Raw genomic sequence first — 22,461 nt, forward strand, 5'->3', positions numbered from 1 at the left:
CGAAAATTATGCAATATTTCGAAAATATTTTTAATATTAACCATTGTATATTTATTTCGAAATATAACTTGGTCTCAATCCACCGAGGGCGGGCGCATGTTTTCACTGACCAGGAAGCTTTCACTGAAGGCACTTCTCTACAGCTCGATCTATCTTCCTTTGGCGGCCATGACAGGCGTCACCGGCTACGAAATCTGGCGAGGGTACGAAAACTATCAAAGCTTCAAGAGACAAGTTTTCCTGCAGCAATTGGCAAATGCCGGCGGCGAACTGGCTCAAGCCCTCCCTCATGAGATTTTTTCATCGCCGCAACAGCTGAACGAAGCCCGCGACAGAAGCGATCGGGCGTTTCAGGCGCTTGACGTAGCCTACTCCGCCTATGTGAAAAGCGGCCAGTCGGATGCGGTGGTGGATAAGAAGGTCCAATTCGTCCACTCGAAGATGGCGGCGTGGGCAGGATTCCGGGATGCCGTTACCAAAAACAACGGCGCGCTGACCCCTGAACTGCTTGACATGTCGATCGCTTTTCAACCGGTCGCCGCCGCCGGGATCGAGATCACGAGACGGACCGCGGCCGTCGCTCAGGATCCCGAAATGGCTCGACAGATACAGGGCTATTTCGCGCTGATGGCTCTCAGTGACAGCGGCGTAATGGAGATGTTCAACGGCCAGGCATTCTTGTCCGGAGCGGACCTTTCAAGCCTGCAGAAGACGCTGATAATCACGTCTAAAGTCTATCGCGAGACCTACCAGGCAGTTGCATTCGAACAATTGCCAGCCGAACTCGTACAGCCCTTAAGCGAATTCATAGTGTCCGGGGACAACGAATTCATCGAGGCGAAGCGTTCAGAGATCTTTTCCTTGAAGAAGCTCGCCCCCGCCGTCGACGAAGCCGTCGTCAAGCATTGGATGAGCGCCACCCAACGTCGCCAGGCAATCCTCTTCGCCTCGATCGACAAGACGCGCCTCCATCTTGATGAATTGTCCTTGGACAACCTCTCGGCGGCTCGCAAATATCTGATCATTCTTGCGATCGCCGCGGCAGCAACCGCCATGGCGATCATCGCGGCCGCATCGATGTTCGCTCAGGGCATAACGCGTTATCTCCAATGCCTCACCGACAGAATGGAGGCGCTGGCGAACGGCGATGCCGCAACCAAGGTGCCGCTGATGGCGCGCGACGACGAGATTGGGCAAATTGCAAAAGCGCTCGAGCACTTTCGGGTCGCGGAGATCGAGAAGCGCGAGCTGCAACAGCAGTCGGCGGCTATGCGAGAGACCGCCGAGCGAACACGGTTGGACGATCAAAAGCGCGTCGAAGAGGAGGCCGAGCGTCGACTGAGCGAGACGACATCAGCACTGGCTTCAAGCCTTCGCAAACTCGCCGACGGTAACCTGAATTGCGAGATTGATGAAGCGTTCGCGCCGCGGTTCGAGGAACTGCGCAGAGATTTCAATTTGTCGATCCGGCAGCTTCGCAACGCCCTTCTTTCCGTTGAGCGTTTGGCCTCCGAGGTCGACAATGGGTCACGGGAAATCTCACACGCCTCAGGCGACTTGGCAAAGCGTACCGAGAACCAGGCTGCATCGTTGGAAGAAACCGCAGCCGCTCTTGAAGAGATCACGTCGAATGTCGTTGCTACAACAAAGCGGACTGGACAAGCCCGACAAGTGGCACAAACAGCGTGTGATCGCGCCGACACGTCAGGCGAAATTGTCACCAGCGCGGTCAGCGCGATGCAACGGATCGAACACTCTTCCCGGCAGATTACGCAGATCATTGGCGTAATCGATGAAATCGCCTTCCAGACCAATTTACTGGCTTTGAACGCGGGTGTGGAAGCGGCGCGAGCCGGTGATGCGGGGAAGGGGTTTGCGGTCGTCGCGCAGGAAGTGAGAGAACTCGCGCAGCGTTCGGCAAATGCGGCCAAGGAGATCAAGGGGCTGATTGCAAACTCGGCGGCTGCCGTTGACGAAGGTGTAAAGCTCGTAGGCCAAACCGGCCAAGGGCTGGCCGAAATCGAAAGCCTTGTCCGCGACATTAACGAGCATATGGATGCAATTTCGGTGGCCGCGCAGGAGCAGTCGACCGGGCTTTCCGAGGTCAATATGGCCGTCAACCATATGGATCAATCCACCCAACAGAATGCGGCAATGGTCGAGCAGATGAATGCCGCAGGGGTCGGTCTGGCCACTCAAAGTGCCGAGCTTCAAAAGCTTTTCGCGCAGTTTCAGCTCGGTCAGGGAAAAACGGTATTTTCAATGCCGGAAGAACACTGGTCTTCCAGCAGACGCTTGGCGTCCTAACCCGACACCCTCCGCCGGTTTCTCGGTCATTGAAAACGGCTGTCCAGGTTTCCCGTCGGCCCGATCCACACGGGCTCCGGCCGACGAGGATCGGGTTCCATTCAGAATTCTTGACCGAATTTCTCGCGCGCGCTGTTTTTCAGTTCTCAGATGCGCACTTCAGCGGCAACCGTGTTGCGCAAGACACCGATGCCTGTGATTTCCACTTCCACAACGTCGCCCACCTGCAGAAATCTTGGCGGCTGAAGGCTTGAACCGAACCCTTTTGGTGTTCCGGTTACGATGACGTCGCCCGGTTCCAGTTTGGTGAACTGGCTGAGATAGGAGATCAGCCACGGTATCGAGAATATCATGCGCCTGGTGTTGGTCGACTGGCGCAGCTCTCCGTTCACCCTGGTCGACAGATCCAGTCCCGAGGGGTCCGGAATCTCGTCCGCTGACACCATCCAAGGTCCGAAGCCGGCGGTTTGCAGGAAGTTCTTGCCGGGCGTGAACTGGGAGGAGTGCTTTTGCCAATCACGGACGCTGCCATCATTGAAACAGGTGTAGCCCGCGATATGGCTAAGGGCGTCGGTCTCGGCGATCTTATGGCCCGACCGACCGATTATTACGGCCAGTTCGCCTTCGTAATCGAACTTGTCAGAGACGTCGGGCTTGATGAGCGGTACTTCGTGACCCGCCTGGGCATTGGCGAACCTGGTAAAAAGAACGGGATATTCTGGTTCGTCTGGAGAGGGATGGTCGCTTTCGCGATAGTTGACCGCCACGCAGATAACCTTCTCCGGATTAGGAATGACAGGCTGAAGCAAGACTTCAGCCAGATCGAAATCTGCTTCGAGGTCCGCTTCCCTGCCGAGGCTGTCGAAATACGTCCCTATATGGCCTTTCAGGTCCGGCAGGCCCGTACGCCGCCCGAGATCGCAAAGATATTCACCTCCGACAACACAGCCATATCGCGAGACGCCATTGTGAACGAAACTCAAATACCGCATTCGAAATGCCCTCTAATTTCGAAAATCTCTATAATATCGTAAATTCAGGCGCGCGGTTTGACAAGTGTGTTGTTTATTCTCTCCACGCATTGGCTCGACAGGCGCTGCCCTAGCCGTAGGCGTAAGGACAGACAGCGACATTGCCGCGGCCCTCACGGTGCCGCCGCCACACGGATGCAAGGAAATGTCGTTCATCTACGAGCTCGCCGGAGGCCCGGCGATGACTAAAGATTCTCGGATGAATGATGATTTTTACGAAAAGACTTGAAATTTCGAAAATATGGGAGTAGCTCTTGCGATATGGAGGGGCCGGCTGGAGGAAGTCGGCAAATTTCAGCATCGGAGGAATACATGAATATCCCGACAACGATGACGGCTGCGCGCATGCATGCCGTCGGCAGCGCGATGAAGATCGAAACGCTGGAGATGCCGAAACCTGGCGACATGGACGTACTTGTCCGCGTGAGAGCTTGCGGCATCGTGCCCAATCTTCACAATATTCTCGCCAACTGGCCGACCTGGTTTCCGCATATGCCACAGCCGCCGCTGCCGGCGGTATTCGGTCTCGATCCCGCCGGCGAGATCGCGGCCGTTGGCAAAGGCGTGCGTGGCCTGAAGTCGGGGGACCGCGTTTACGTCAACCCTGGCCGCAGCTGCGGAACGTGCCGCCACTGCCGTCACGGCGATCACATTTCCTGCCGCCACTACGCCTTCCAGGGTTATTTCGGTTTCAGCACAGAGGCGCTGCAGACTTTTGACGATTATCCGATCGGTGGCCTGAGTGAATACATGGTTGCACCCGCGTCCGCGATCGTGACCATCCCCGACAACATGACCTTCGACCAGGCGGCGCGTCTCGGCTACATGGGGACGGCATATTCTGCTCTCAAGAAAGTAAAGGCGGGCCCCGGCGACACCATCCTCGTGAACGGTGTCAGCGGAACGCTCGGTATTGGGGGCGTGGTGTTCGGACTGGCTCTCGGGGTCAACAAAATTCTTGGTACCGGCCGTGACAGGAAGCTCCTTGAGGAAATCAAGGCGCTTGCGCCGAACCGCATCGAGGTGTTTTCCATCGACGACGGCAGCGTAACCGACTTTGCGCACGCGCACACCGACGGGGAGGGGGTGGACGCCTTTATCGACTGCCTTGGTCCCGGTGCCAAGCAGGAGACCTTCCTGCAGGGTCTTCGCGGTCTGCGCCGCGGCGGTATCGCTGTGGACATCGGCGCCGTCGCCGGGGACGTTCCGATCGATATCCACTGGCTGATGGACCACAATCAAAGGCTCTACGGCTCGGCATGGTTCACCGCGCAGGAAGGGCAGGAGATGGCCGACATGGTCGCCTCCGGCGTAGCCGATTTTTCGATCCTTGAGACGCAGAGCTTCCCGCTGGCCGACGTGAACACGGCGATTTCGGGCATCGCGCAACGTCACGGTGGCTTCTCGAACTATGTGATCCATCCCTGAAGAATGTGGCCTGCCGGGATGCCGGCGAGCCTTTTGTCTTAGTGTCACACGGGAGGTTTTCATGACAATCAGACGAGTCGTTCTCGGGCAGAATTCTGCAGGTAAAGCCGTGGTCATCAGCGACGGACCGTCGCCGAGGGAAATGACGCTTCAACATACTCCGGGCTTTGTCTCGGCGCCCATCTGGACGACCTCAGAGGTGCCCTCGGTACCGTATAACGGAACCGATCCGATGGCCTCGAGCGGGACCTTGCTCCAGCCGCCCGGCGGATCGACCTTCATGCTGATCACCTTTCCTCCCGACGCGGTATTCATGTCCCCGGACTTCAGGCCGGAGCTTGCCGGACCCGAACATGCCAAAGCAGCGCCGGGCATCGCTGAGACGTTTGAACTGGAAAACCCCGGCATGCACAAAACGCCTACGCTCGACTACGGCGTCGTGCTTGATGGGCGGATCACTCTGGAACTCGATGATGGCGCAACCGTCGATCTGAAGCCTGGAGACACCTTCGTGCAGCACGGCGCGCGTCACGCCTGGCGAAATCCGAACGACAAGCCGGCCACCATCGCGGTCGTCCTGCTGGGCGCTCGTTAAGGCTAGAAGCCGAAAAATCACAGGGCATGAGAGCACCGTCCGCCGGATGTAGGCGAACGGTGAACGGGAAAGGCATGTCCGCATCAAGGCATTGATCCGTGGGAGGAAAACCATGATGAAGTTTACAAGACGCAGCGTAATTGCGGGAGCGGGGTCGGCCGCGGTGCTTGCGGCGGGGTTTCCCTTGCGAGCGGCCGACGACCGCAAGTCGGTCAAGATCGGCTACATCGTTTCCAAGACGGGCGTGAACGCGCCGGGTGCCGGATCCACCACGATCCCGAACTATGAACTTTGGGCGGCCGACGTCAAAGCGGCGGGCGGGCTGAAGCTCCCCGACGGGAGCCGCCTTCCGATCGAGGTGGTGGCTTATGACGACCGTTCGACGACGGAAGAGGTCGTCCGCGGCATTGAACGCCTGGCACGCCAGGACAAGGTCGACTTCATTCTCCCTCCGTGGGGAACGGCCTTCAACCTCGCGGTGGCACCGCTGATGGATCGCTTCGGCTATCCGCAGCTGATCGGCACCTCGCTGATCCCGGACGAAATCGACGTCCATTCGAAATGGAAGCGAAGCTTCTGGTTCCTGGGGGCCGCCGGCGACTATGCGGCCGCCTTGGCCACGGTCGTCACAACTGCCGGCGACGCCACCAACAAGAAGGTCGCAATTGTTTCCGTCGCGGACGGATTCGGTATCGAACTTGTCAAGGAAGCGCGGATCAAGCTGCCGGAGGCCGGCCTCGAAATCGTGATGGACAAGTCCTACCCGATCGGAACCCAGGATTTTGCCGGCCTGTTGAACGAGGTCGCGGCCTCGGGCGCCGATGTGTTCATGGCGCTGTCCTATCCGCCGGACAGCTTCGCCATCGCCAAACAGGCGCGTCTCAACGCGTTCAATCCGAAGGTGTTCTACACAGGGGTGGGCACAAGCTTCCCGATCTATGCCGATATTAATGAGGGCAAAGTCGAGGGCGTTATGAGCCTTGGCGGCATCGATAATTCCCGGCCGGAAATGCAGGCTTACGTCGAACGCCACAAGGCGCTTCTCGGAACGCCTCCTGATTACTGGGCAAGCTCGGTTATCTATACCAGTCTCCAGATACTCCAGCAGGCCATCGAACGGCGCGGTCTCGACCGCGAGGCCGTCACCGACGAAATCGCCTCAGGCAGCTTCGAGACCATCATTGGCAGCGTGAAGCTCAACGAGAACAGGATGTCCGATCTGTGGCTGCTTGGTCAGTGGCAGGGCGGAAAATTCGTCGGCGTTGGCCCTGCGGATCGCGCAGGCGCCGTCAAGCCGGTCATCCCCAAGCCGGCCTGGGCCTAGCTGCAAAGGAGACTTCGATGGTCACGACCCTCGTCGTTGGACTGGTGCTTGGTGGCAGCTTCGCGCTGATGGCGCTGGGCCTGACCATACAATACGGCGTAGCGCGGATCATGAACCTTGCCTACGGCGAATTCGTGATCGGCGGATCGTTCCTGACATACCTGGCGGTCTCCGCCGCCGGGTTCAATCCATTCGTGGCGTTGCTCCTGGTCGTGCCGTCGGGCTATTTCGCTTCCTATCTCTGTTATGCGCTGATCATGCGTCCGCTGGAGAGACGGTCTCGCGGTACCGGAAGGCTCGAAGTGGATTCGATCCTCGTCACTTTCGGGCTGATGTTCCTGCTGCAGGGCATCTATCTGTCTTTGTTCGGCAGCGGCTTCACGGGCTATAACTGGCTGGAGGCACCCGTCGACATCCTCGGGACCAAAATATCCACCGGTCGCCTGGTCGGAGCGCTTCTGGCGGTGGCGGTCGGTGCCAGCCTTTACTGGGCGATCCAGAAGACCCGCTGGGGGATGGCCATGCGGGCGGTGGCGACGAGGCCGGGCTTCGCGCCGCTTGTCGGGATCGACAACGAACGCCAGGCGCGTTCCGCCTTTGCTGTCGGAGGCGCATTGGCTGCGGCAGGAGGCGTCGTGCTTTCCATGTACCAGCCGTTCACGCCGACCGACGGGGTATTCCTCACCATGAAAGCGCTCGTCGTCGTCATCATGGGCGGCGTGGGCAACTTGGCTGGTGCTATGGCGGCGGGTCTGATCCTCGGCTTAGTCGAAGCGGGAGTATCGGCGACTGTCGATCCCGGCCTGACGCTTGCGGCCACATACGCGATTTTCCTGGTCGTACTGCTGTGGCGACCGAACGGCTTGTTCAGTTGAGGCCCGCCATGAAGAACCTGACCTTTCCAATCGCCCTTGCAGTGCTTCTGGCGTTGCTCGCCCTCGTTCCCGTCTTCATCGATGAATATGGTCTGGGGCTTGCCATTGGCGCGATGAGCTACGTCGCCCTCTGCTCGAGCTGGGCGTTGTTTTCGGGTCCGACGCGATATGTTTCGCTCGCCACGGTCGCCTTCTTCGGTACAGGCGCATACACGGTCGCGGTCCTTGCTGACTACCTGCCATTTTTTGCGATCCTCGTGATAGCCGCACTGGTCGGGCTGATAACGTCTCTCGTGGTCGGCCTGGCGACGTTGAGGCTGGCTGGGATCTATTTCGTCATCTTCACTTTCGGGTTGGCGGAGATGGTGAGGCAACTGCTCACCTGGTACGAGGTGAACGTCACCGGCACGCTCGGGCGCTATATCTTCGTGGAGATCAAGGCCTACCAAATCTTCTATATGCTTCTTGTGGTCGCCGCCGTGGCACTCGGCTTGCGCTGGTGGATGGACCGGGGTCGACTGGGATTGGCGGTGCGGGCAATCGGCGACGACGAGATGGTCGCCCGGCACGCAGGCGTCGACGTCACGAGGGTCAAGCTGATCCTGTTCTCCGTAAGCTCGATGCTCATTACACTCGTCGGTGCAATCCAAGCGCCGCGCTGGACTTATGTCGAGCCGAGTATCGTCTTCAACCCGACGATCTCCTTCCTCACCCTGATCATGGCGCTGCTTGGAGGCGCGTCCCGCATTTGGGGTCCGGCTTGCGGTGCCGTCCCTTTGTTCTTCCTGTTCGAATGGCTGTCGGGCCGGTTCCCGGACCATTATTCCATCATTCTCGGTCTCTTGTTTATCGGGATTGTCTTCCTGTTTCCCGAAGGCCTGCTCGCCCGGGTCGAGCGGTTATGGAAGCGCCTCGTACGCCGAGAGGAGTGCGAGAACTCGACCAAGGAGGTGTCCAATGAGCGTCTCGCTTGAATTGAGAGGTCTGCGCAAGGAATTCGGAGGTCTTGTCGCCGTCAATGACATCGACCTTGCAATCCCAAGGGGTGCGGTCGTGGGGCTCCTCGGTCCAAATGGTTCTGGAAAGACGACCGTCTTGAATCTGATCTCGGGCGCGCTGCCCCTGACGTCGGGAGAAGTGCTCCTCAACGGCCGGCCTGTGCAGCATCTTGCCGCCCACCATCGGGCGCGGCTCGGCATCGCGCGCACCTTTCAGCTTGTGCGCCTATCGCGATCATTGAACGCGAGAGACAACGTTCTGCTGTCGCTGGCTTTCGGTCGCGATGCGCTTTGGGGAGCCACCGCGCGCGAACGCGCGGACGCTGCCCTCGCCACCGTCGGATTGCCTGGAAGGGGTAACGTGGATGTGGGCAGTCTCAACTATATCGACCAGAAGAGGCTGGAACTCGCGCGTGCCATAGCGGCAAAGCCCGATATCCTGCTTCTTGATGAATGGCTCGCCGGACTGAATCCAACCGAGCTTCGCACAGGAATCGACCTGATCTGCGCGCTGAAGGAACAGGGCATGACGATCATCCTCGTCGAACATATCATGGAAGCGATCCGCGAAATCTGCCCCCGCTGCGTGGTGATGAGTGCCGGGATGAAGATCGCGGACGGTCCAACCCCGGACGTGTTGACCGACCCGCAGGTGGTCGCGGCGTATCTGGGAGATTTCGAATATGCTTGAGGCGAGAAACCTGTCGGTCCGTTACGGCAAGCACCTCGCGTTGAACGAGGTCTCCATCAAGGTGGAACCAGGCGAATGCGTGGTTATCCTCGGCGCGAACGGAGCCGGGAAGAGCACGCTCCTGCGGGGGCTCACCTCGATGGTGCCGCTTGCGGGAAATGGCGACGTAATGTTCCGCGAAAAGCCGATTGCAAGGATCGCTCCACAGAAGATCGTCGAGCTTGGTATCGCCCACGTACCGGAGGGGCGCGGCGTGTTCACGGAAATGACTGTCGATGAAAACCTTCGGCTCGGCGCGAATCCAAAACGTGCACGCGCAGGAGCCGATAGCCGGCGCGAAGAGGTGCTGAAGCTTTTTCCGCGTCTTGCCGAACGCAGCCGCCAGCGCGTCGGCACGATGTCCGGCGGAGAGCAGCAGATGGTAGCCGTCGCGCGCGCCCTGATGTCCAAGCCGGACCTTCTATTGCTCGACGAGCCGAGCCTGGGGCTCGCTCCGATCGTCGTCGGCGAACTTTTTCAGGCGTTGAAGCGTGTCCGGGACACCGGCATGTCGATGCTCGTCGTCGAGCAGAATGTCCGCGCCAGCCTCGCGATCGCGAACCGCGGCTATCTTCTTGAGGCGGGGCGCATCGTCGGGCAGGGGGCGGCCGAGGCGCTGATGGACGATCCGGGTGTCAGAAAGGCCTTCCTGGGTCACTGAAATAGGGCGTCCCGATACCAATCGGGACGCCGGTTGGGCGGACGGATGATGGAACGAGTAGATGGAAAAGATCGAATTCAAGCGGCTTGCCGCGGCTGATTTCCAAGTGGTTGTCGTCGGGCTTGGCCCGGTCGGCATTACTATTTGCAACCTGCTCGGAAATCTGGGCGTCTCTGTGTTGGGAATTGACGCCCGCGATGACGTGTTTGCCCTGCCGCGCGCGGTCGGTATGGACCACGAGGTTATGCGTGTATTCCAGGGAGTCGGGATAGCGGACGATCTTGCCTCTGTGGTGGGGGAGTACAAGGACTCGGAATACCGCGCGGCCGACGGCTCGCTGCTGCGCAGGTTCGTCTCGCCGGCGCGTCCGTACCAACTCGGATGGCCTGCTTATCTGACTTTCGTGCAGCCGCCGCTGGAGCGCATTCTGCGGGACAAGGCCAGTAACGCGCCGACGGTCACGATATTGACCGGCGTGGAGGTGACCGCGCTCGACGACCCTTCCAAGCCCCGCTTGATGCTTCGGGAAATGAGCACCGGAGACACTACGGCGGTCAACGCGACATATGTCGTTGGATGCGATGGCGGCAACAGTTTCGTCAGGCGCACCCTCGAAATAGGTTTCGAAGACCTTCTCTTCGACCAGCCATGGCTCGTCATTGATGTCGTTCTGGGGGAAGAAAGCGTGGATCTTCCCCAAACGAATGTCCAGTTCTGCAATCCGGCCAGACCTCACACCTTCGTGGTTTTACCGGGGAATTTGCGTCGTTGGGAATTCATGATGCTACCCGGGGAGACCGCTGAGGAGATCAACCAACCGGAGCGTATCTGGGAGTTGCTTTCCCCCTGGATAAAGCCCGGTCAGGCCGAAATCTGGCGCTCGGCGACATACCGGTTCCACGCCCTGGTGGCGGAATCCTGGCGCAAGGGCAACGTGTTCCTCGCGGGCGACGCCTGCCACATGACGCCGCCCTTTCTCGCGCAGGGAATGGTCCAGGGCATCAAGGACACGTCGAACCTCGCCTGGAAGATCGCGCGCGTGCTCCAGGGCGGTCCCGCAACATTGCTCGATACATATGAGCAGGAGCGCAGGCCGCTGGTCCGCAAGGTCATTTCGATCACGAAAAACCTGGGCGAAGTCATATGCGAAATCGACGAAGAACGGGCGGAGGCAAGAAACGTCGCAATGAAAGCCTTGGTGGCCGAAGGGAAGGGCACCGTTGTGAGGCAAAGCCTCTTTCCCCCGATAACGGATGGCATCATCGGCTTCCAAGGTGATGGTCAGCCCGCACGTGGCGCCGGTGAAGCATGCCCGCAACCGCGCGTAATGGCGGACGGCAAGTCTTTTCTGCTTGACGATCTTCTCGGGCGCGACTTTGCGATCCTTGCACTTGGAATGAATTTCGGTGACACGGTTCGCAACCGAGCGCGCCGGCTCGGCACACGGCTCTTCGAGTTCGGCGGTGAGCACGGATTGCGGGAAGAGAATCATGTCTTTGAAGATTGGCTCTCGAAATGGGCTTGCAGGGCGGTGATTGTTCGCCCCGATCGTGTGGTATTTGGATGTGCCGTCGACGAGAGCGAATTGGCTGAGTTGCTTGACCAACTTGCTCGGTGGATTGAACTCCAATCATGAAGCGCTGCGCACCCACCAGGAACTTGGGCTTTAAGTAAAATCCGGCAAAGTCGCGGTCTGAAACGTGCGAACCCGCTTCGATGCTGGTTCGTCGAAGGCATTATCGATCTTCCGGGATCGTTGTCAGCGACAGAGGAGGGAATTGCAATCGGCTGGGGCCAAACAGGCACATCGATGGACACGTTGAAGCACCCGGCCGAACAACATCATGAGGCGATGACCCCGGCAAGGATGTTGCAGGCGCTTGACAAATATCCGCAATTAAAGGACCGAGTGACGCCCAGTCAGAAGCGAAGCCAATCAAGGATAGGCCGTTGCGCCATCAGGTTTGCGAGTGATCTTTCGCTCCCAGTGAATATAGTCTTCGGCCTGAAGCGCTTTCTCGTCAATTTCCAGACCCCAGCCGGGCCGCTCAGGGCGCAGCTCCATATGGCCATCGACAGGCATGTAGGGATCGGCCGCCCAAGGCGCGTGAACGTGCGGCTTGAATTCCAGCACCTTGAAATTCGGTTGCGCTGCACAGAAGTGGATGTTGACCGCGGTTGCGAGCGGCCCCATCGGATTGTGCGGCGCGACCGTCACATAGTGTGCCTCGGCGATGGCAGCGATGCGTCGCATTTCGCTGATGCCACCGACCACGCAGATATCCGGCTGGATGATATCGGCACCGCGCGCAGACAGCAGCGACAGGAATTCGAAGCGCGAATAGAGCGATTCACCGGTCGCCAGCGGAACGGTTACCTTCGACTTCAACTCCGCCCAGGCCGGGATGTGTTCCGGCCGGATCGGCTCCTCGTAGAACAACGGATCGTTCGGCGCGATGGCGGCGGCGAGCTGGACGGCTTGGTAAGGTTCGAAGATCTTCGCATGTGCGTCGAAGGCATAGTCGAAATGCGATGGCGTGATCTCGCGGATCTTGCCGAACCAGTTGCCAGTCTCCTTGACAAGTTCGCCCCAGCGGCCGGTATGAAGATCTCGCCGATAAGGGCTGAGCTTGAAGGCGGTGTAGCCGTATTTCTCGTTCAGTTCGAGCGATTGGTCGCGCGCGGCTTCCGGATCCGGTGCGGTATAGACGCCGCAATAGACCTTGACCCGATCACGCACATTGCCGCCGAGCAGCATATAGACGGGCAGACCGGCAGCTTTGCCGGCGATGTCCCAGAGCGCGTGATCGATCGCCGAGATTGCCGCAAGGCCGAGCGCGCCCGGCGGAAAGCGGCATTGCTGGTTGAGCTTGAGTACGAGGAATTCGACACGGCGCGGGTCCTCGCCCTCGATCTGATGAAAGAGGTAGTCGAAGAGTGGCGGCAGCGCCCAGTCGGGGCCGTGATTGTAGCATTCACCCCAACCGCAAATGCCTTCGCTGGTTTCGATTTTCAGAAGCAGGCGCGGCCGGTCGTCGACGCGCTGCATGTAGGTCTTGAAGCCTGTGATATGCATGGGATTCTTCCTTAAGCCGCGCGGCTCTTTTCGGCGACATTGTCGACAATCGCACGCAGATCGGCGCGTTCGGCGTCGGTCAGGCTTTCAACGCCGGGCACGCGCACGGGGCCGACATCGGTTCCAAGCATGCCGAGCGCTTCCTTGACGACAGTGACATTGGCGCCATTCAGGTATTTGGTGCGCAGTGCCTCGAAGCCCGCGATGTCATCGATAAGCGCGCGGGCCGCAGCGTAATCACCCTTTTCCAGAGCCTGATGGATGGCGTGAGAGCGTTCCGGGAAAACATTGACGAGACCGGAAGTGAAGCCGCGAGCGCCCATGGCATAGAAGGCCGGCGCCCAGCCCTCGGCAAGACCACACACCCAGATCGCTGGCGCATCCCTGGTTGCGCGGATCACCTCTCCGAGCAGCATCAGGTTGCCGGAGGCAAACTTGATGCCGGCGATATTGGGATGCAGCGCAAGCTTGCGGAAGTCGGCCACCGAGAAGGTGTCGCTGCGTACATAGGCGATCACAGGAACGGTGCTGGCTTCCGCGAGCTCCAGGAAATACCTTGCCTGGAAGCTGGGGCCGGCAAACGGATCCATCGGGTGATGCCCCATGATCGCATCGGCGCCTTCGGCTATGGCATCACGGGCGAGCGCCTTGGCTTCCGTCAGCGAGCGGCCGACGGCTGCGCTGACCAGCGCCTTGCCGGCGGCGGCCTTGATCGTCGCGGCATGGACGGCGCGCACTTCGTCCATGGTCAAGGTAAAGAACTCGCCGGTATTGCCGGCAGCCATCAGATTGTGAACCCGCGCATTGGCGAGGCGGGTGATCAGAGCCGAGAGCTTTGCGGTATCGACGCTGCCATCCGCTCTGTAAGGGGTCACAGGCACGCCCGATATGCCCGTCAGGGCCTTGCGGATCTTTTCCATTGCCTCGGTCACGTCAGACATCCTCTTTCTTCTTGAACACGATGTTGAGGTAAGTTTCGCCGGAACGGACGACGTGGTCGCGCATCACGCGTTCGGCCTTGTCGCTGTCGTTGGATATGATGGCGGCGGCGATCGCGGAATGCTCGGCCAGCGCCTTGCCGCGTTCGAGTGGATCGGAATGGATGACGCGGCGGATGCTGCCGTCGTAAAACTGCTGCCGCTCAATCATCCGCGAGAGATATTGGCACCGCGAAGCGATGTGAATCTGCTCGTGGAATGTCTCGTTCAGCGAAATCAGATCGTCGGCCACGCCGTCTTCCGTCGCCTTGCGCATCAGAGCGACGATGTCTTCCAGCTTGCCGGCCTCGGCCTTTTCGATGCGCTTGGCGGCCAGGTGCGCGATCATCGATTCCAATGCGGCGCGCGCCAAAATCATCTCCTCGGCCCAGCCCGCATTGAAACGGATAAGCACGCCGCGGCGTGGCAAGGTCTCCACCAGCCCCTCCGTTTCGAGCTGGCGCAAGGCTTCCTTGATTGGCGTGGTGCTGACGCCAAGCTGCTCGGCAAGCTGACGTTCGTTAACGCGCTCGTCCGGCGCAAAGCGACCGGAAAGGATCGCCGTTCGCAGCGCCTTGTGCACATGGTCGCGCAGGGTCGTCAAAAACCGCGGGTCAATCTTGTCGATGCGGTCTGCGCTAGGCTCTGTCGATGCCTCTTTTTGCATGTCCCGAAAATTCCCCCGTTGACGGCAAAATCGTTTTGTGAGATCTGATATACCAGATTTCAGATTAATGTCGACATGAAAATTGGCGCTAGGGGCGAGGTCCGGCGCACCAGGGAGGAGAAAACAACTATGAAAAGACGCAGTTTTCTGATGGCGTCGGCAATGGTGGCATCGATGCTTGCCCTGCCGATCGCTGCGCCGGCGGCAACGCCCAGGGACCAGCTGGTGATTGCCATCAACATGTCTTCGATGCGCGGCCTGGATCCCAATGAGCTGAACCAGTTGGAATCGGCCGAAATCGTCGCCAACCTCTATGAGAGGCTGATCGTCCTTTCCGCCGAGGACATCACCAAGCCACTGCCGGGCATCGCCGAAAGCTGGGCGGTGTCGGATGACGGCAAGACCTTCACGTTCAAGATCCGTTCGGGCGTCACATTCCATTCCGGCAACAAGCTGACAGCGAAGGATGTCGAGTGGTCGCTGCGCCGTCTGGTGAAGCTCGGCCTCGCGCCGTCTGTCGACCTTCGCCAGTGGGGCATCACCGCCAAGAATGCAGATGATCTGATCAAGGCGACGGACGATGTGACCGTCGTGCTGCAGACGCCCGAGGTCTGGAATCCGAACCTGATTCTCTTCTCGCTTGCGAGCTTCTCGACCTCGATCCTCGACAGCAAGCTTCTCGCCGAAAATGAAAAGAGCGGGGATATGGGCCGCGAATACCTGCAGACCAATGATGCCGGATCCGGCCCCTATTCGCTCAGGACCTGGCGCGTCAACGACCTGCTGATTGCGGACGCCTTCAAGGATTACTGGCAGGGCGCGCCAAAGATGCGCCGCGTCATCCTTCGCCATATGCCCGAGTCTTCCAGCCAGCGTCTTCAGCTGGAGGCTGGCGACGTCGACGTCGCGACGCGTCTTTCCTCCACCGACCTTACGGCAGTCGAAGCGGGCGGCAAGGCCGATATCCAGAAGACGCCGGGCTTCGGCTTCTACTATCTGGCGCTCAACCAGAAGGACGAGATCCTCTCCAATCCCAAGGTTCGCGAGGCCTTCCGCTATCTCATCGACTATGACGGTCTCGCCAATACCGTCATGAAATATTACGGCATCAAGCAGCAGACGATCATTCCAGCCGGCCTGCCGGGCGCAAACGACGTCACCCCTTACAGGCTCGACATTGATAAGGCCAAGCAGCTTTTGGCCGAGGCGGGCTATCCCGACGGTTTTTCGAAAGTCTACTTCTGTCAACCAGGAACGCCGGAGTCGGAGGTCGCCACCTCACTGCAGGCGAACGCAGCAAGGGCCGGCGTGAAACTGGATCTGCAAGTCGGTGATCACATTGGAAAATTCCGCGTTCGGGAATTCACAATCTTCTCCTCGCGCACCGGCGAGCGTCTTCCCGATCCGCACGCAGTGCTGCACTCCTACGCGACCAACGCCAACAACGCCGATGATGCGAACCTGACCGGTCTGATGGCATGGCGTGCCGCCTGGGAAGCTCCAAAAGACATTCAGGACATGGTCACCGCGGCCGCACACGAGACCGACCAGCAGAAGCGGGTCGACCTCTATGCGAAGATCAACAAGGCCTATCTGGAGTCGTCCCCGCCGCTCATCACGTCGTTTCTGCGCACCGACCCGAAGGCGGTTCGTAAGGAAGTCAAAGGCTATCTCGGCCACTCAACATGGCTCACGCGCTGGGACACTGTTTCCAAGGGCGAGTGACCTCCTCCAAGGGAGAATGACGTGAGCATCTCACAAACATCCGGGGCCGCATCAAGCGGCGCAGCAGCTGCGCTCGACGCGGTGAAGAAGGTGGCGACGTCCTTCAGCGTCATCCTGACGACGCTTCTCGGCCTGCTGATCATCACCTTCGTCGTCGGCCGCATGGTGCCGGCGGATCCTGTAATCGCCGTCATCGGCGATCAGGCCGATCACGAGACCTATGAGCGCGTCTACAAGGAGATGGGGCTCGATCAGCCGCTTTATGTGCAGTTCGCCACCTATCTCGGCAATGTTGCGCATTTGGATTTCGGGCAGTCGCATGTGACGAAGAACCCCGTCGCCAGCGATCTCGCCCGCGTCTTTCCGGCGACGCTGGAGCTCGCCACGCTGGCGACGATCATTGGCGCCGGCCTCGGTATTCCTCTCGGCGTCATATCCGCAGTTCGAAAGGGCACATGGGTCGATCATCTCGCCCGCATCGTTGGCCTTCTCGGCCATTCGACGCCGATCTTCTGGCTGGGCACGATCGTCATTCTCGTCTTCTACGCCAAGTTTGGCCTCATTCCCGGCAGCGGTCGTCTCGATGTCTATAACGAAGGATTGGTCGAAGGACCGACGAACTCCATCCTCGTCGACGCGGTCCTTGCCGGCGAGTGGGAGGTCTTCTGGGACGCGCTGCTGCATGTCGCAGCTCCCGCACTGATCCTCGGCTATGCCGCCATGGCCTATCTCAGCCGCATGAGCCGCAGCTTCATGCTCGAGCAGCTACGCCAGGAATATGTACTGACCGCCAAGGCCAAGGGCCTCGGGCAGCGGGCGATCGTCTGGCGCCACGCCTTTCGCAACATCCGGGTGCAGCTCCTGACGATCGTGGCGCTGGCCTACTGCGGCCTCCTCGACGGCACGGTGTTGATCGAGACGGTTTTCGCATGGCCGGGTCTTGGCCAATACCTCACCTCGGCGCTGTTCTTCGCCGATATGAACGCGGTGCTCGGCAGCGTGCTCCTCATCGGCATCATCTCGATTGCCATCAACCTTCTGTCGGACCTGACATATCGGTTCCTCGATCCGCGTACCCGGTGACAAGATGGCGACACGTTATTTCAACGATCTGCACAATTGGCTGATCAGCGAGGAGTTTTCCTCGACGCATCAGGCGCGTCTCCACAAGGCCTATGTCCTGTGGCTGAACCTGATCGCCAATCCATTGGCCTTCGCAGGCTTCCTCGTCGTGCTGGCGCTGGTCCTGATTGCGATCTTCGCACCGTTGCTCGCCAACCACGATCCGATCCTGCAGGATCTCACCATGGCGCTGAAGTCGCCGTCGTTGGTGAATTGGTTCGGCACCGACGAATTCGGCCGAGACGTCTATTCACGCCTCATCTACGGCGCCCGCACGACGCTCTACATCAGCATCCTGGTCACGATCATCGTTGCGCCGATCGGCTTTGCCATCGGTGCGACCGCTGGCTATCTCGGTGGCTGGGTTGATGTCGTGCTGATGCGCATTACCGATATTTTCCTGTCGTTCCCGAGTCTGGTACTGGCGCTCGCTTTTTCCGCCGCCCTCGGTCCGGGCATCGAGAATGCGGTCATCGCCATTGCGCTTACCGTCTGGCCGCCGATCGCGCGGCTGGCCCGCGCCGAAACGCTGACTTTCCGCGCTGCCGATTTTGTCGTCGCCGCCGAGTTGCAGGGGGCGGGAATGGGACGAATTCTGTTTCGCCATATCGTGCCGCTTTGCGCGCCGTCAATCATCATTCGCCTGACGCTCAACATGTCGAGCGTCATCCTGACGGCGGCCGGCCTCGGCTTCCTCGGGCTCGGCGCGCAGCCACCGATGCCCGAATGGGGTGCCATGGCTGCCTCCGGCCGGCAATATCTCCTCGATGCGTGGTGGCTGACGACGGTTCCCGGCATCGCCATTCTTCTGGTCAGTCTCGCCTTCAACCTGCTCGGCGACGGACTGCGCGACATCATGGATCCCCGCAATGCCTGAACAGTCAAAACCGATCCTTTCGGTCAAGAACATGTCGGTGCAGTTTCCGACGCTGTCCGGCGTGGTCAACGCCGTCAAGAATGTCAGCTTCGATGTCGGCCGCGAAAAAGTGGGCATCATCGGTGAATCGGGCTCAGGCAAAAGCACGACGGGACGCGCGATCATGCGGCTGCAGCCGGACACCGCCAGCGTCGTTGCCGATGAGATGCGCTTCGAAGATGTCGATCTCCTGGCTGCCAGCGAGGCCGATATGCGCGCGATCCGTGGCAGCCGGATTGCGATGATCCTGCAGGATCCGAAGTATTCGCTGAACCCGGTGATGACCGTTGGCGAGCAGATCGCCGAGACCGTCATCCTGCATGAGCGGCTTGGAAAGAAGGCGGCGCGAGAGCGCACGCTCGCTATGCTGGAGAGAGTGAATATTCGTGATCCGCAGCGCGTCTTCAATCTGTACCCGCACGAAGTTTCCGGCGGCATGGGCCAGCGCATCATGATCTCCATGATGCTGATTTCTTCACCGTCGCTGATCATCGCGGACGAGCCGACTTCGGCACTCGATGTGACTGTTCGCCAACAGGTACTGTCAATCCTTGATGACTTGATCACCGAGCGCAACATCGGCTTGATCTTCATCTCCCACGATCTCAACCTCGTGAAGAGCTTCTGCGACCGTGTCATCATCATGTATGCGGGCCGGATCGTGGAGACGCTCGAAGCCGCGAAGCTTGATGAGGCCACGCATCCCTATACCCGTGGCCTTCTGGAGGCGTTGCCGAGCCTTGATCAACCGCGAGATCGTCTGGAAGTATTGAAACGTCAGGCAAGCTGGGCGGAGGCGTGACATGTCCATCATATCGGTAAACGACCTCGCCGTTTCCTTTGGCAGCGGCAATGCCTTCAAGCAGGTCGTCAAGAACGTCTCCTTCGAGGTCGCATTTGGCGAGACGTTCGGCCTGGTTGGCGAAAGCGGCTGTGGCAAGTCGACGGTGCTCGGCGCGCTTGCCGGCCGCATCAAGGGTTGGAGCGGCTCTGTTTCGATCGACGGCGAGGTGGTTGGCGCGAAGCGGTCCCGTGCGCAGCTCGCCAAGCAGCAGATGGTATTTCAGGACCCTTTCGGCTCCCTGCATCCACGTCATACTATCGGGCGCACGCTGTTGGAGCCTCTTGAAATCCATGGCCTCGATAATCGGCAGGAACGCGTCGAGCAGGTTCTGCGCGATGTCGGTCTGCCGCTCGGGTTCAGGCATCGTTTTCCGCACCAGCTATCCGGGGGACAGCGACAGCGCGTCGCCATTGCGAGAGCACTGATCCTGAAACCGCGCATCTTGCTGCTCGACGAGCCGACCTCGGCGCTCGACGTCTCGATCCAGGCCGAAATCCTGAACCTGCTGAAGGATCTCCGCGAACGTGAGAAGCTCACCTATATCCTCGTCAGCCACGATATGGCAGTCATCGCGCATCTCTGTAATCGCGTCGCCGTGATGAAGGACGGCATTTTCGTGGAGATTACGACGCAGGATCAGCTGCTGTCGAACAACATCCGCCACCCCTATACGCAGATGCTACTCGATGGGAGCCGCGGATATATTGCTCCAATCCGCACACGCGGTGTCGAGCCGCATGTCGCCGCGAGCGGGACCTAGGATCTTCACGTACGTCACCCATGCAGGTTTGAAGCCGAGGTTTCTCTGCGAGCGCGGGCGTCAAGTCGCAGGGTCGGCCGGTAGGCGTTTCTTTCGGTTTTAGTCGGTTTGTGTTTTCATTGCGTTTCGCTCTTCAGTGGATTGACTGCGGGTTCATATCCAAGAGCAGCAAACGGCTGAATCCACTATGAGAAAAGCCGTTCTCTGCAAACTGCCTTTACGAGCTCCTGCAATACCCTCACGCGCTCAACCAGCCAGGCGAGCTCCTCGCTGGTGATTGTGTATTTCGATGAATATCGCGCCTCGACATAGGCCCGCGACAAGAGCTCGAAGCAGCGCCGTGAAAACCGGCTGTCACGCGGCCACGCATCGACCAGCCGATTATCCACCCCTTCGGCCTGGGAGCGCAGGACCTTTATCCGGTGAGATTTGGGGCTGTAGAGGGTCAACGTAAGTAGCACGCAGTGGTAAAGTCGTTCGGTCGCTTGATGAAGGTCGAATGCCGCTTCTAGGTGAAGGTTTCGCTCTAGCGCGGTGTCAGCAATATCGAGTCTGTGGCTTGCAGACGGAAACCAGCGTTCAAAATGCTGCCTCGCTTCCGCACTTGCATCCTCTACCGTTAGTGGCTTCGGCTGTGCCAGCGGATGGCCGGGCTCCTCGTAGAGGGGAATGCCGTCTCTGGCGATGTCGACGAAGAAGGGGCGACCGCGGGAGAGCTGGTCGTTGACATCGGCCAGCGTGTGGACGATCGGCACGACCGGGGTTTCGATGCGATGGGCGATCTGCTCCGTCAACAGCCGCTCCTCGATGTTCTCCCAGAGCTCCTGCTCCTCGGCAAAGGACTTGCTGTTGACGACGATCAACAGATCGTAGTCGGAGCGATAGCCGCTCAGGTGATCCTCGACCCAGTCGCCGCGGCCATACGAACCATACAGAATGACCTTCAGGACCCTGCCGGCATGGCGCTTGGCCGACAGCTTGCTGGCCTGGAAGCCTTCGACCTCGGCAAACAGGATCTGAAGGATGCGCGCCAGTTCGCGCCGCTTCCTGTCCGGCAGATGTTCGATATGGTCGGTCAGGGTCAAAGCCGCGTCAAAGCCTTCGGTCAGAATCGCATCCATCGTAGCGGTTCCATGGTGATTGCACACCAAATCCTTTTACGGGATTTTGTCCGTCCGCACAATTCAAGGATGTGCTCACGGCACGATACCTTCGTATTGCGCCTCTTGGCGGCGTCGCTCTCGACGGATGCAGGTAATGAGGCTATTGGCGAGGACAAAGCCACGACGCGTCTTGCCAGCGTCACCTCACTCGCTAAGCTCAAGGTTCTGACCATATGAAAAAGCCGCAACGAAGCTTCGTTGTCGAATTGAAATCCGGCCGTCGGCGGCAGACGTCGAAACCGGTCTCGATCTGGGGTAGTCTGGATCTCAAGGCCGTTTCGGCTGCGGTCAGCGCTGAGGCAGGCAACGACAAGCGATCGGGGCTTGACGATCTGTCGGCGCTGACTCCCTAGGGAAATTTGTAAAATACGTTACCTTTGATCCAGGCCAATTTGCCGTCATCCGCTGTTTCCCAAGCTATTTTGGCATTCATCGGGTACGGACAACCTTCTTGATGAAACTGAGCTTGACGGACCCTCGGAGCACGCTCACCACAAGGCGAAGAAATCAGGAATCCCTCTGCCAGCAGGTATCGTTCCAATGCCGCCGCGTCACTACCTGGCGGAAACTGCGCTCGCATTCGTCGTGTAAGTTCCGGCGAAACGGCTTCATTTTCGCTCCTATAGTGACGGGAGGAACGGTCATTGGGAGGGGGGCACCCGTTGGTCCACCATAAGCCTTCCGAAGCCGTCAAATCGCGCAGCACCAGAGGCATGGGAGGATAGCACTCCCAGCATCCGGGAAGGAAACCGCAAACGACGACCAGTACTGCCTTACGGAAATGAAAAGTCATCCTGTGCCTACGCCAATTAGTTATCATCGAATGGCACAGCCCAAGAGACCCCTTCGAGCGCGATCCGTAGCTTTGCCGCTGTCACCCGCGAGCGCCTGACGCGTGTCTGGGGTTTCTGTGTGGCATACTGTAACCCGCTCATTGCACAGTCGCGATATTCGGAGCGTCCTGGCCTTCGCCTTGTCCAAGGAACTGGATCAGCGCCGATAACAGCTCTTCGGCGGCGACGCGGTCGAGTTTTAACGCGACTGCTCCGTGTTCCTCGGACCAGAGATCAACAACACCAATCAGCGGGTTTTTCGATATCACCCCGATATCGTCGCTATGGTATTCGGTCTCGATGATGCCTAGTTCGTCGTCGTCCATTTGAGTTCCTGTCACAGGTTCATTGCTGAAACGGCATCACTCAACTTTGAATTACAGTGCCTGGCAAGTGGATCGAGGTTACGCCCTATGGCGGGACTGAAGC

21 protein-coding genes are annotated in these 22,461 nt (G+C 59.3%); 15 read left to right on the plus strand and 6 right to left on the minus strand.

Annotation, left to right across the window (positions count from 1 at the left end; genetic code table 11):
• Nucleotides 1–96 precede the first annotated feature (96 nt).
• Entirely contained in the window at nt 97–2,307 is a 2,211-nt protein-coding gene (locus NBG89_RS31820; RefSeq protein ID WP_431324885.1) for a methyl-accepting chemotaxis protein, read from the plus strand.
• Between the two features lie 146 nt (nt 2,308–2,453).
• On the opposite strand, the gene NBG89_RS31825 is transcribed toward NBG89_RS31820, so the two are convergent.
• The gene (locus NBG89_RS31825; RefSeq protein WP_431324886.1) at nt 2,454–3,299 is read right to left on the minus strand and encodes a fumarylacetoacetate hydrolase family protein; all 846 of its coding nucleotides are present in this window, start codon (nt 3,297–3,299) and stop codon (nt 2,454–2,456) included.
• 351 nt (nt 3,300–3,650) lie between these two features.
• Here NBG89_RS31825 and NBG89_RS31830 point away from each other — a divergent pair, with 351 nt between their 5' ends.
• The 8 genes from NBG89_RS31830 to NBG89_RS31865 all read left to right on the plus strand — a co-directional run bounded on the left by NBG89_RS31830 (nt 3,651) and on the right by NBG89_RS31865 (nt 11,585).
• The gene (locus NBG89_RS31830) at nt 3,651–4,766 is read left to right on the plus strand and encodes an alcohol dehydrogenase catalytic domain-containing protein (RefSeq protein WP_431324887.1); all 1,116 of its coding nucleotides are present in this window, start codon (nt 3,651–3,653) and stop codon (nt 4,764–4,766) included.
• Nucleotides 4,767–4,827: 61 nt separating this feature from the next.
• Nucleotides 4,828–5,361, plus strand: coding sequence for a cupin domain-containing protein (locus NBG89_RS31835; RefSeq protein ID WP_431324888.1), 534 nt, complete (start codon nt 4,828–4,830; stop codon nt 5,359–5,361).
• Nucleotides 5,362–5,473: 112 nt separating this feature from the next.
• Nucleotides 5,474–6,685: an amino acid ABC transporter substrate-binding protein gene (locus NBG89_RS31840; protein WP_431324889.1), complete on the plus strand. Its 1,212-nt coding sequence runs from the start codon at nt 5,474–5,476 to the stop codon at nt 6,683–6,685.
• A gap of 17 nt (nt 6,686–6,702) precedes the next feature.
• Entirely contained in the window at nt 6,703–7,560 is an 858-nt protein-coding gene (locus tag NBG89_RS31845; RefSeq protein WP_431324890.1) for a branched-chain amino acid ABC transporter permease, read from the plus strand.
• A gap of 8 nt (nt 7,561–7,568) precedes the next feature.
• Entirely contained in the window at nt 7,569–8,534 is a 966-nt protein-coding gene (locus tag NBG89_RS31850; RefSeq protein WP_431324891.1) for a branched-chain amino acid ABC transporter permease, read from the plus strand.
• Complete coding sequence (locus NBG89_RS31855; protein WP_431324892.1) at nt 8,518–9,249, plus strand: ABC transporter ATP-binding protein; 732 nt, start codon at nt 8,518–8,520, stop codon at nt 9,247–9,249. Before NBG89_RS31850 ends, NBG89_RS31855 begins: the two co-directional genes overlap by 17 nt.
• On the plus strand, nt 9,242–9,949 hold the full coding sequence (locus NBG89_RS31860) for an ABC transporter ATP-binding protein (protein ID WP_431324893.1): 708 nt from the start codon (nt 9,242–9,244) through the stop codon (nt 9,947–9,949). Before NBG89_RS31855 ends, NBG89_RS31860 begins: the two co-directional genes overlap by 8 nt.
• A gap of 61 nt (nt 9,950–10,010) precedes the next feature.
• Complete coding sequence (locus NBG89_RS31865; protein ID WP_431324894.1) at nt 10,011–11,585, plus strand: bifunctional 3-(3-hydroxy-phenyl)propionate/3-hydroxycinnamic acid hydroxylase; 1,575 nt, start codon at nt 10,011–10,013, stop codon at nt 11,583–11,585.
• A gap of 300 nt (nt 11,586–11,885) precedes the next feature.
• On the opposite strand, the gene NBG89_RS31870 is transcribed toward NBG89_RS31865, so the two are convergent.
• The 3 genes from NBG89_RS31870 to NBG89_RS31880 are packed head-to-tail and all read right to left on the minus strand — an operon-like array spanning nt 11,886 to nt 14,669.
• Nucleotides 11,886–13,025 carry a mandelate racemase/muconate lactonizing enzyme family protein gene (locus tag NBG89_RS31870; protein ID WP_431324895.1) on the minus strand — a complete coding sequence of 380 codons (1,140 nt, stop codon included), beginning with the start codon at nt 13,023–13,025 and terminating at the stop codon, nt 11,886–11,888.
• Between the two features lie 11 nt (nt 13,026–13,036).
• Entirely contained in the window at nt 13,037–13,945 is a 909-nt protein-coding gene (locus NBG89_RS31875; RefSeq protein WP_431324969.1) for a dihydrodipicolinate synthase family protein, read from the minus strand.
• Between the two features lie 13 nt (nt 13,946–13,958).
• Entirely contained in the window at nt 13,959–14,669 is a 711-nt protein-coding gene (locus tag NBG89_RS31880; RefSeq protein WP_431324896.1) for a GntR family transcriptional regulator, read from the minus strand.
• A 129-nt stretch (nt 14,670–14,798) separates the two neighbouring features.
• On the opposite strand from NBG89_RS31880, the gene NBG89_RS31885 reads away from it, so the two are divergent.
• From NBG89_RS31885 to NBG89_RS31905, 5 genes are read left to right on the plus strand one after another with little or no spacing between them, the layout of a single operon-like run.
• Nucleotides 14,799–16,394, plus strand: a complete 1,596-nt coding sequence (locus NBG89_RS31885) for an ABC transporter substrate-binding protein (protein ID WP_431324897.1) — start codon at nt 14,799–14,801, stop codon at nt 16,392–16,394.
• A 21-nt stretch (nt 16,395–16,415) separates the two neighbouring features.
• Nucleotides 16,416–17,477 carry an ABC transporter permease gene (locus NBG89_RS31890; RefSeq protein ID WP_431324898.1) on the plus strand — a complete coding sequence of 354 codons (1,062 nt, stop codon included), beginning with the start codon at nt 16,416–16,418 and terminating at the stop codon, nt 17,475–17,477.
• 4 nt (nt 17,478–17,481) lie between these two features.
• Nucleotides 17,482–18,393 (plus strand): ABC transporter permease, encoded by a 912-nt coding sequence (locus NBG89_RS31895; protein WP_431324899.1) that lies wholly within the window; start codon nt 17,482–17,484, stop codon nt 18,391–18,393.
• On the plus strand, nt 18,386–19,234 hold the full coding sequence (locus NBG89_RS31900; RefSeq protein WP_431324900.1) for an ABC transporter ATP-binding protein: 849 nt from the start codon (nt 18,386–18,388) through the stop codon (nt 19,232–19,234). Before NBG89_RS31895 ends, NBG89_RS31900 begins: the two co-directional genes overlap by 8 nt.
• Nucleotide 19,235: 1 nt before the next feature.
• Nucleotides 19,236–20,036: an ABC transporter ATP-binding protein gene (locus tag NBG89_RS31905; RefSeq protein WP_431324901.1), complete on the plus strand. Its 801-nt coding sequence runs from the start codon at nt 19,236–19,238 to the stop codon at nt 20,034–20,036.
• A 185-nt stretch (nt 20,037–20,221) separates the two neighbouring features.
• On the opposite strand, the gene NBG89_RS31910 is transcribed toward NBG89_RS31905, so the two are convergent.
• Nucleotides 20,222–21,157, minus strand: coding sequence for a HEPN domain-containing protein (locus tag NBG89_RS31910; protein ID WP_431324902.1), 936 nt, complete (start codon nt 21,155–21,157; stop codon nt 20,222–20,224).
• Nucleotides 21,158–21,372: 215 nt separating this feature from the next.
• On the opposite strand from NBG89_RS31910, the gene NBG89_RS31915 reads away from it, so the two are divergent.
• Nucleotides 21,373–21,552, plus strand: a complete 180-nt coding sequence (locus NBG89_RS31915; protein ID WP_431324903.1) for a hypothetical protein — start codon at nt 21,373–21,375, stop codon at nt 21,550–21,552.
• A 578-nt stretch (nt 21,553–22,130) separates the two neighbouring features.
• Here the strand turns inward: NBG89_RS31915 and NBG89_RS31920 are convergent.
• The gene (locus NBG89_RS31920) at nt 22,131–22,358 is read right to left on the minus strand and encodes a hypothetical protein (protein ID WP_431324904.1); all 228 of its coding nucleotides are present in this window, start codon (nt 22,356–22,358) and stop codon (nt 22,131–22,133) included.
• Nucleotides 22,359–22,461: the final 103 nt, after the last annotated feature.

The sequence above is a fragment of the Rhizobium sp. YTU87027 genome, from assembly GCF_050644135.1.
Classification (GTDB): Bacteria; Pseudomonadota; Alphaproteobacteria; order Rhizobiales; family Rhizobiaceae; genus Rhizobium.

Bases quoted from the DNA above. Each gene is read 5' to 3' on its own strand.
- NBG89_RS31840 (WP_431324889.1), top strand. From the start codon at position 5,474: ATGATGAAGTTTACAAGACGCAGCGTAATTGCGGGAGCGGGGTCGGCC.
- NBG89_RS31825 (WP_431324886.1), bottom strand. From the start codon at position 3,299: ATGCGGTATTTGAGTTTCGTTCACAATGGCGTCTCGCGATATGGCTGT.
- NBG89_RS31820 (WP_431324885.1), top strand. From the start codon at position 97: ATGTTTTCACTGACCAGGAAGCTTTCACTGAAGGCACTTCTCTACAGC.
- NBG89_RS31920 (WP_431324904.1), bottom strand. From the start codon at position 22,358: ATGGACGACGACGAACTAGGCATCATCGAGACCGAATACCATAGCGAC.
- NBG89_RS31870 (WP_431324895.1), bottom strand. From the start codon at position 13,025: ATGCATATCACAGGCTTCAAGACCTACATGCAGCGCGTCGACGACCGG.
- NBG89_RS31905 (WP_431324901.1), top strand. From the start codon at position 19,236: ATGTCCATCATATCGGTAAACGACCTCGCCGTTTCCTTTGGCAGCGGC.
- NBG89_RS31885 (WP_431324897.1), top strand. From the start codon at position 14,799: ATGAAAAGACGCAGTTTTCTGATGGCGTCGGCAATGGTGGCATCGATG.
- NBG89_RS31875 (WP_431324969.1), bottom strand. From the start codon at position 13,945: ATGGAAAAGATCCGCAAGGCCCTGACGGGCATATCGGGCGTGCCTGTG.
- NBG89_RS31910 (WP_431324902.1), bottom strand. From the start codon at position 21,157: ATGGATGCGATTCTGACCGAAGGCTTTGACGCGGCTTTGACCCTGACC.
- NBG89_RS31835 (WP_431324888.1), top strand. From the start codon at position 4,828: ATGACAATCAGACGAGTCGTTCTCGGGCAGAATTCTGCAGGTAAAGCC.
- NBG89_RS31880 (WP_431324896.1), bottom strand. From the start codon at position 14,669: ATGCAAAAAGAGGCATCGACAGAGCCTAGCGCAGACCGCATCGACAAG.
- NBG89_RS31915 (WP_431324903.1), top strand. From the start codon at position 21,373: ATGAAAAAGCCGCAACGAAGCTTCGTTGTCGAATTGAAATCCGGCCGT.
- NBG89_RS31845 (WP_431324890.1), top strand. From the start codon at position 6,703: ATGGTCACGACCCTCGTCGTTGGACTGGTGCTTGGTGGCAGCTTCGCG.
- NBG89_RS31855 (WP_431324892.1), top strand. From the start codon at position 8,518: ATGAGCGTCTCGCTTGAATTGAGAGGTCTGCGCAAGGAATTCGGAGGT.
- NBG89_RS31830 (WP_431324887.1), top strand. From the start codon at position 3,651: ATGAATATCCCGACAACGATGACGGCTGCGCGCATGCATGCCGTCGGC.
- NBG89_RS31900 (WP_431324900.1), top strand. From the start codon at position 18,386: ATGCCTGAACAGTCAAAACCGATCCTTTCGGTCAAGAACATGTCGGTG.
- NBG89_RS31850 (WP_431324891.1), top strand. From the start codon at position 7,569: ATGAAGAACCTGACCTTTCCAATCGCCCTTGCAGTGCTTCTGGCGTTG.
- NBG89_RS31860 (WP_431324893.1), top strand. From the start codon at position 9,242: ATGCTTGAGGCGAGAAACCTGTCGGTCCGTTACGGCAAGCACCTCGCG.
- NBG89_RS31865 (WP_431324894.1), top strand. From the start codon at position 10,011: ATGGAAAAGATCGAATTCAAGCGGCTTGCCGCGGCTGATTTCCAAGTG.
- NBG89_RS31895 (WP_431324899.1), top strand. From the start codon at position 17,482: ATGGCGACACGTTATTTCAACGATCTGCACAATTGGCTGATCAGCGAG.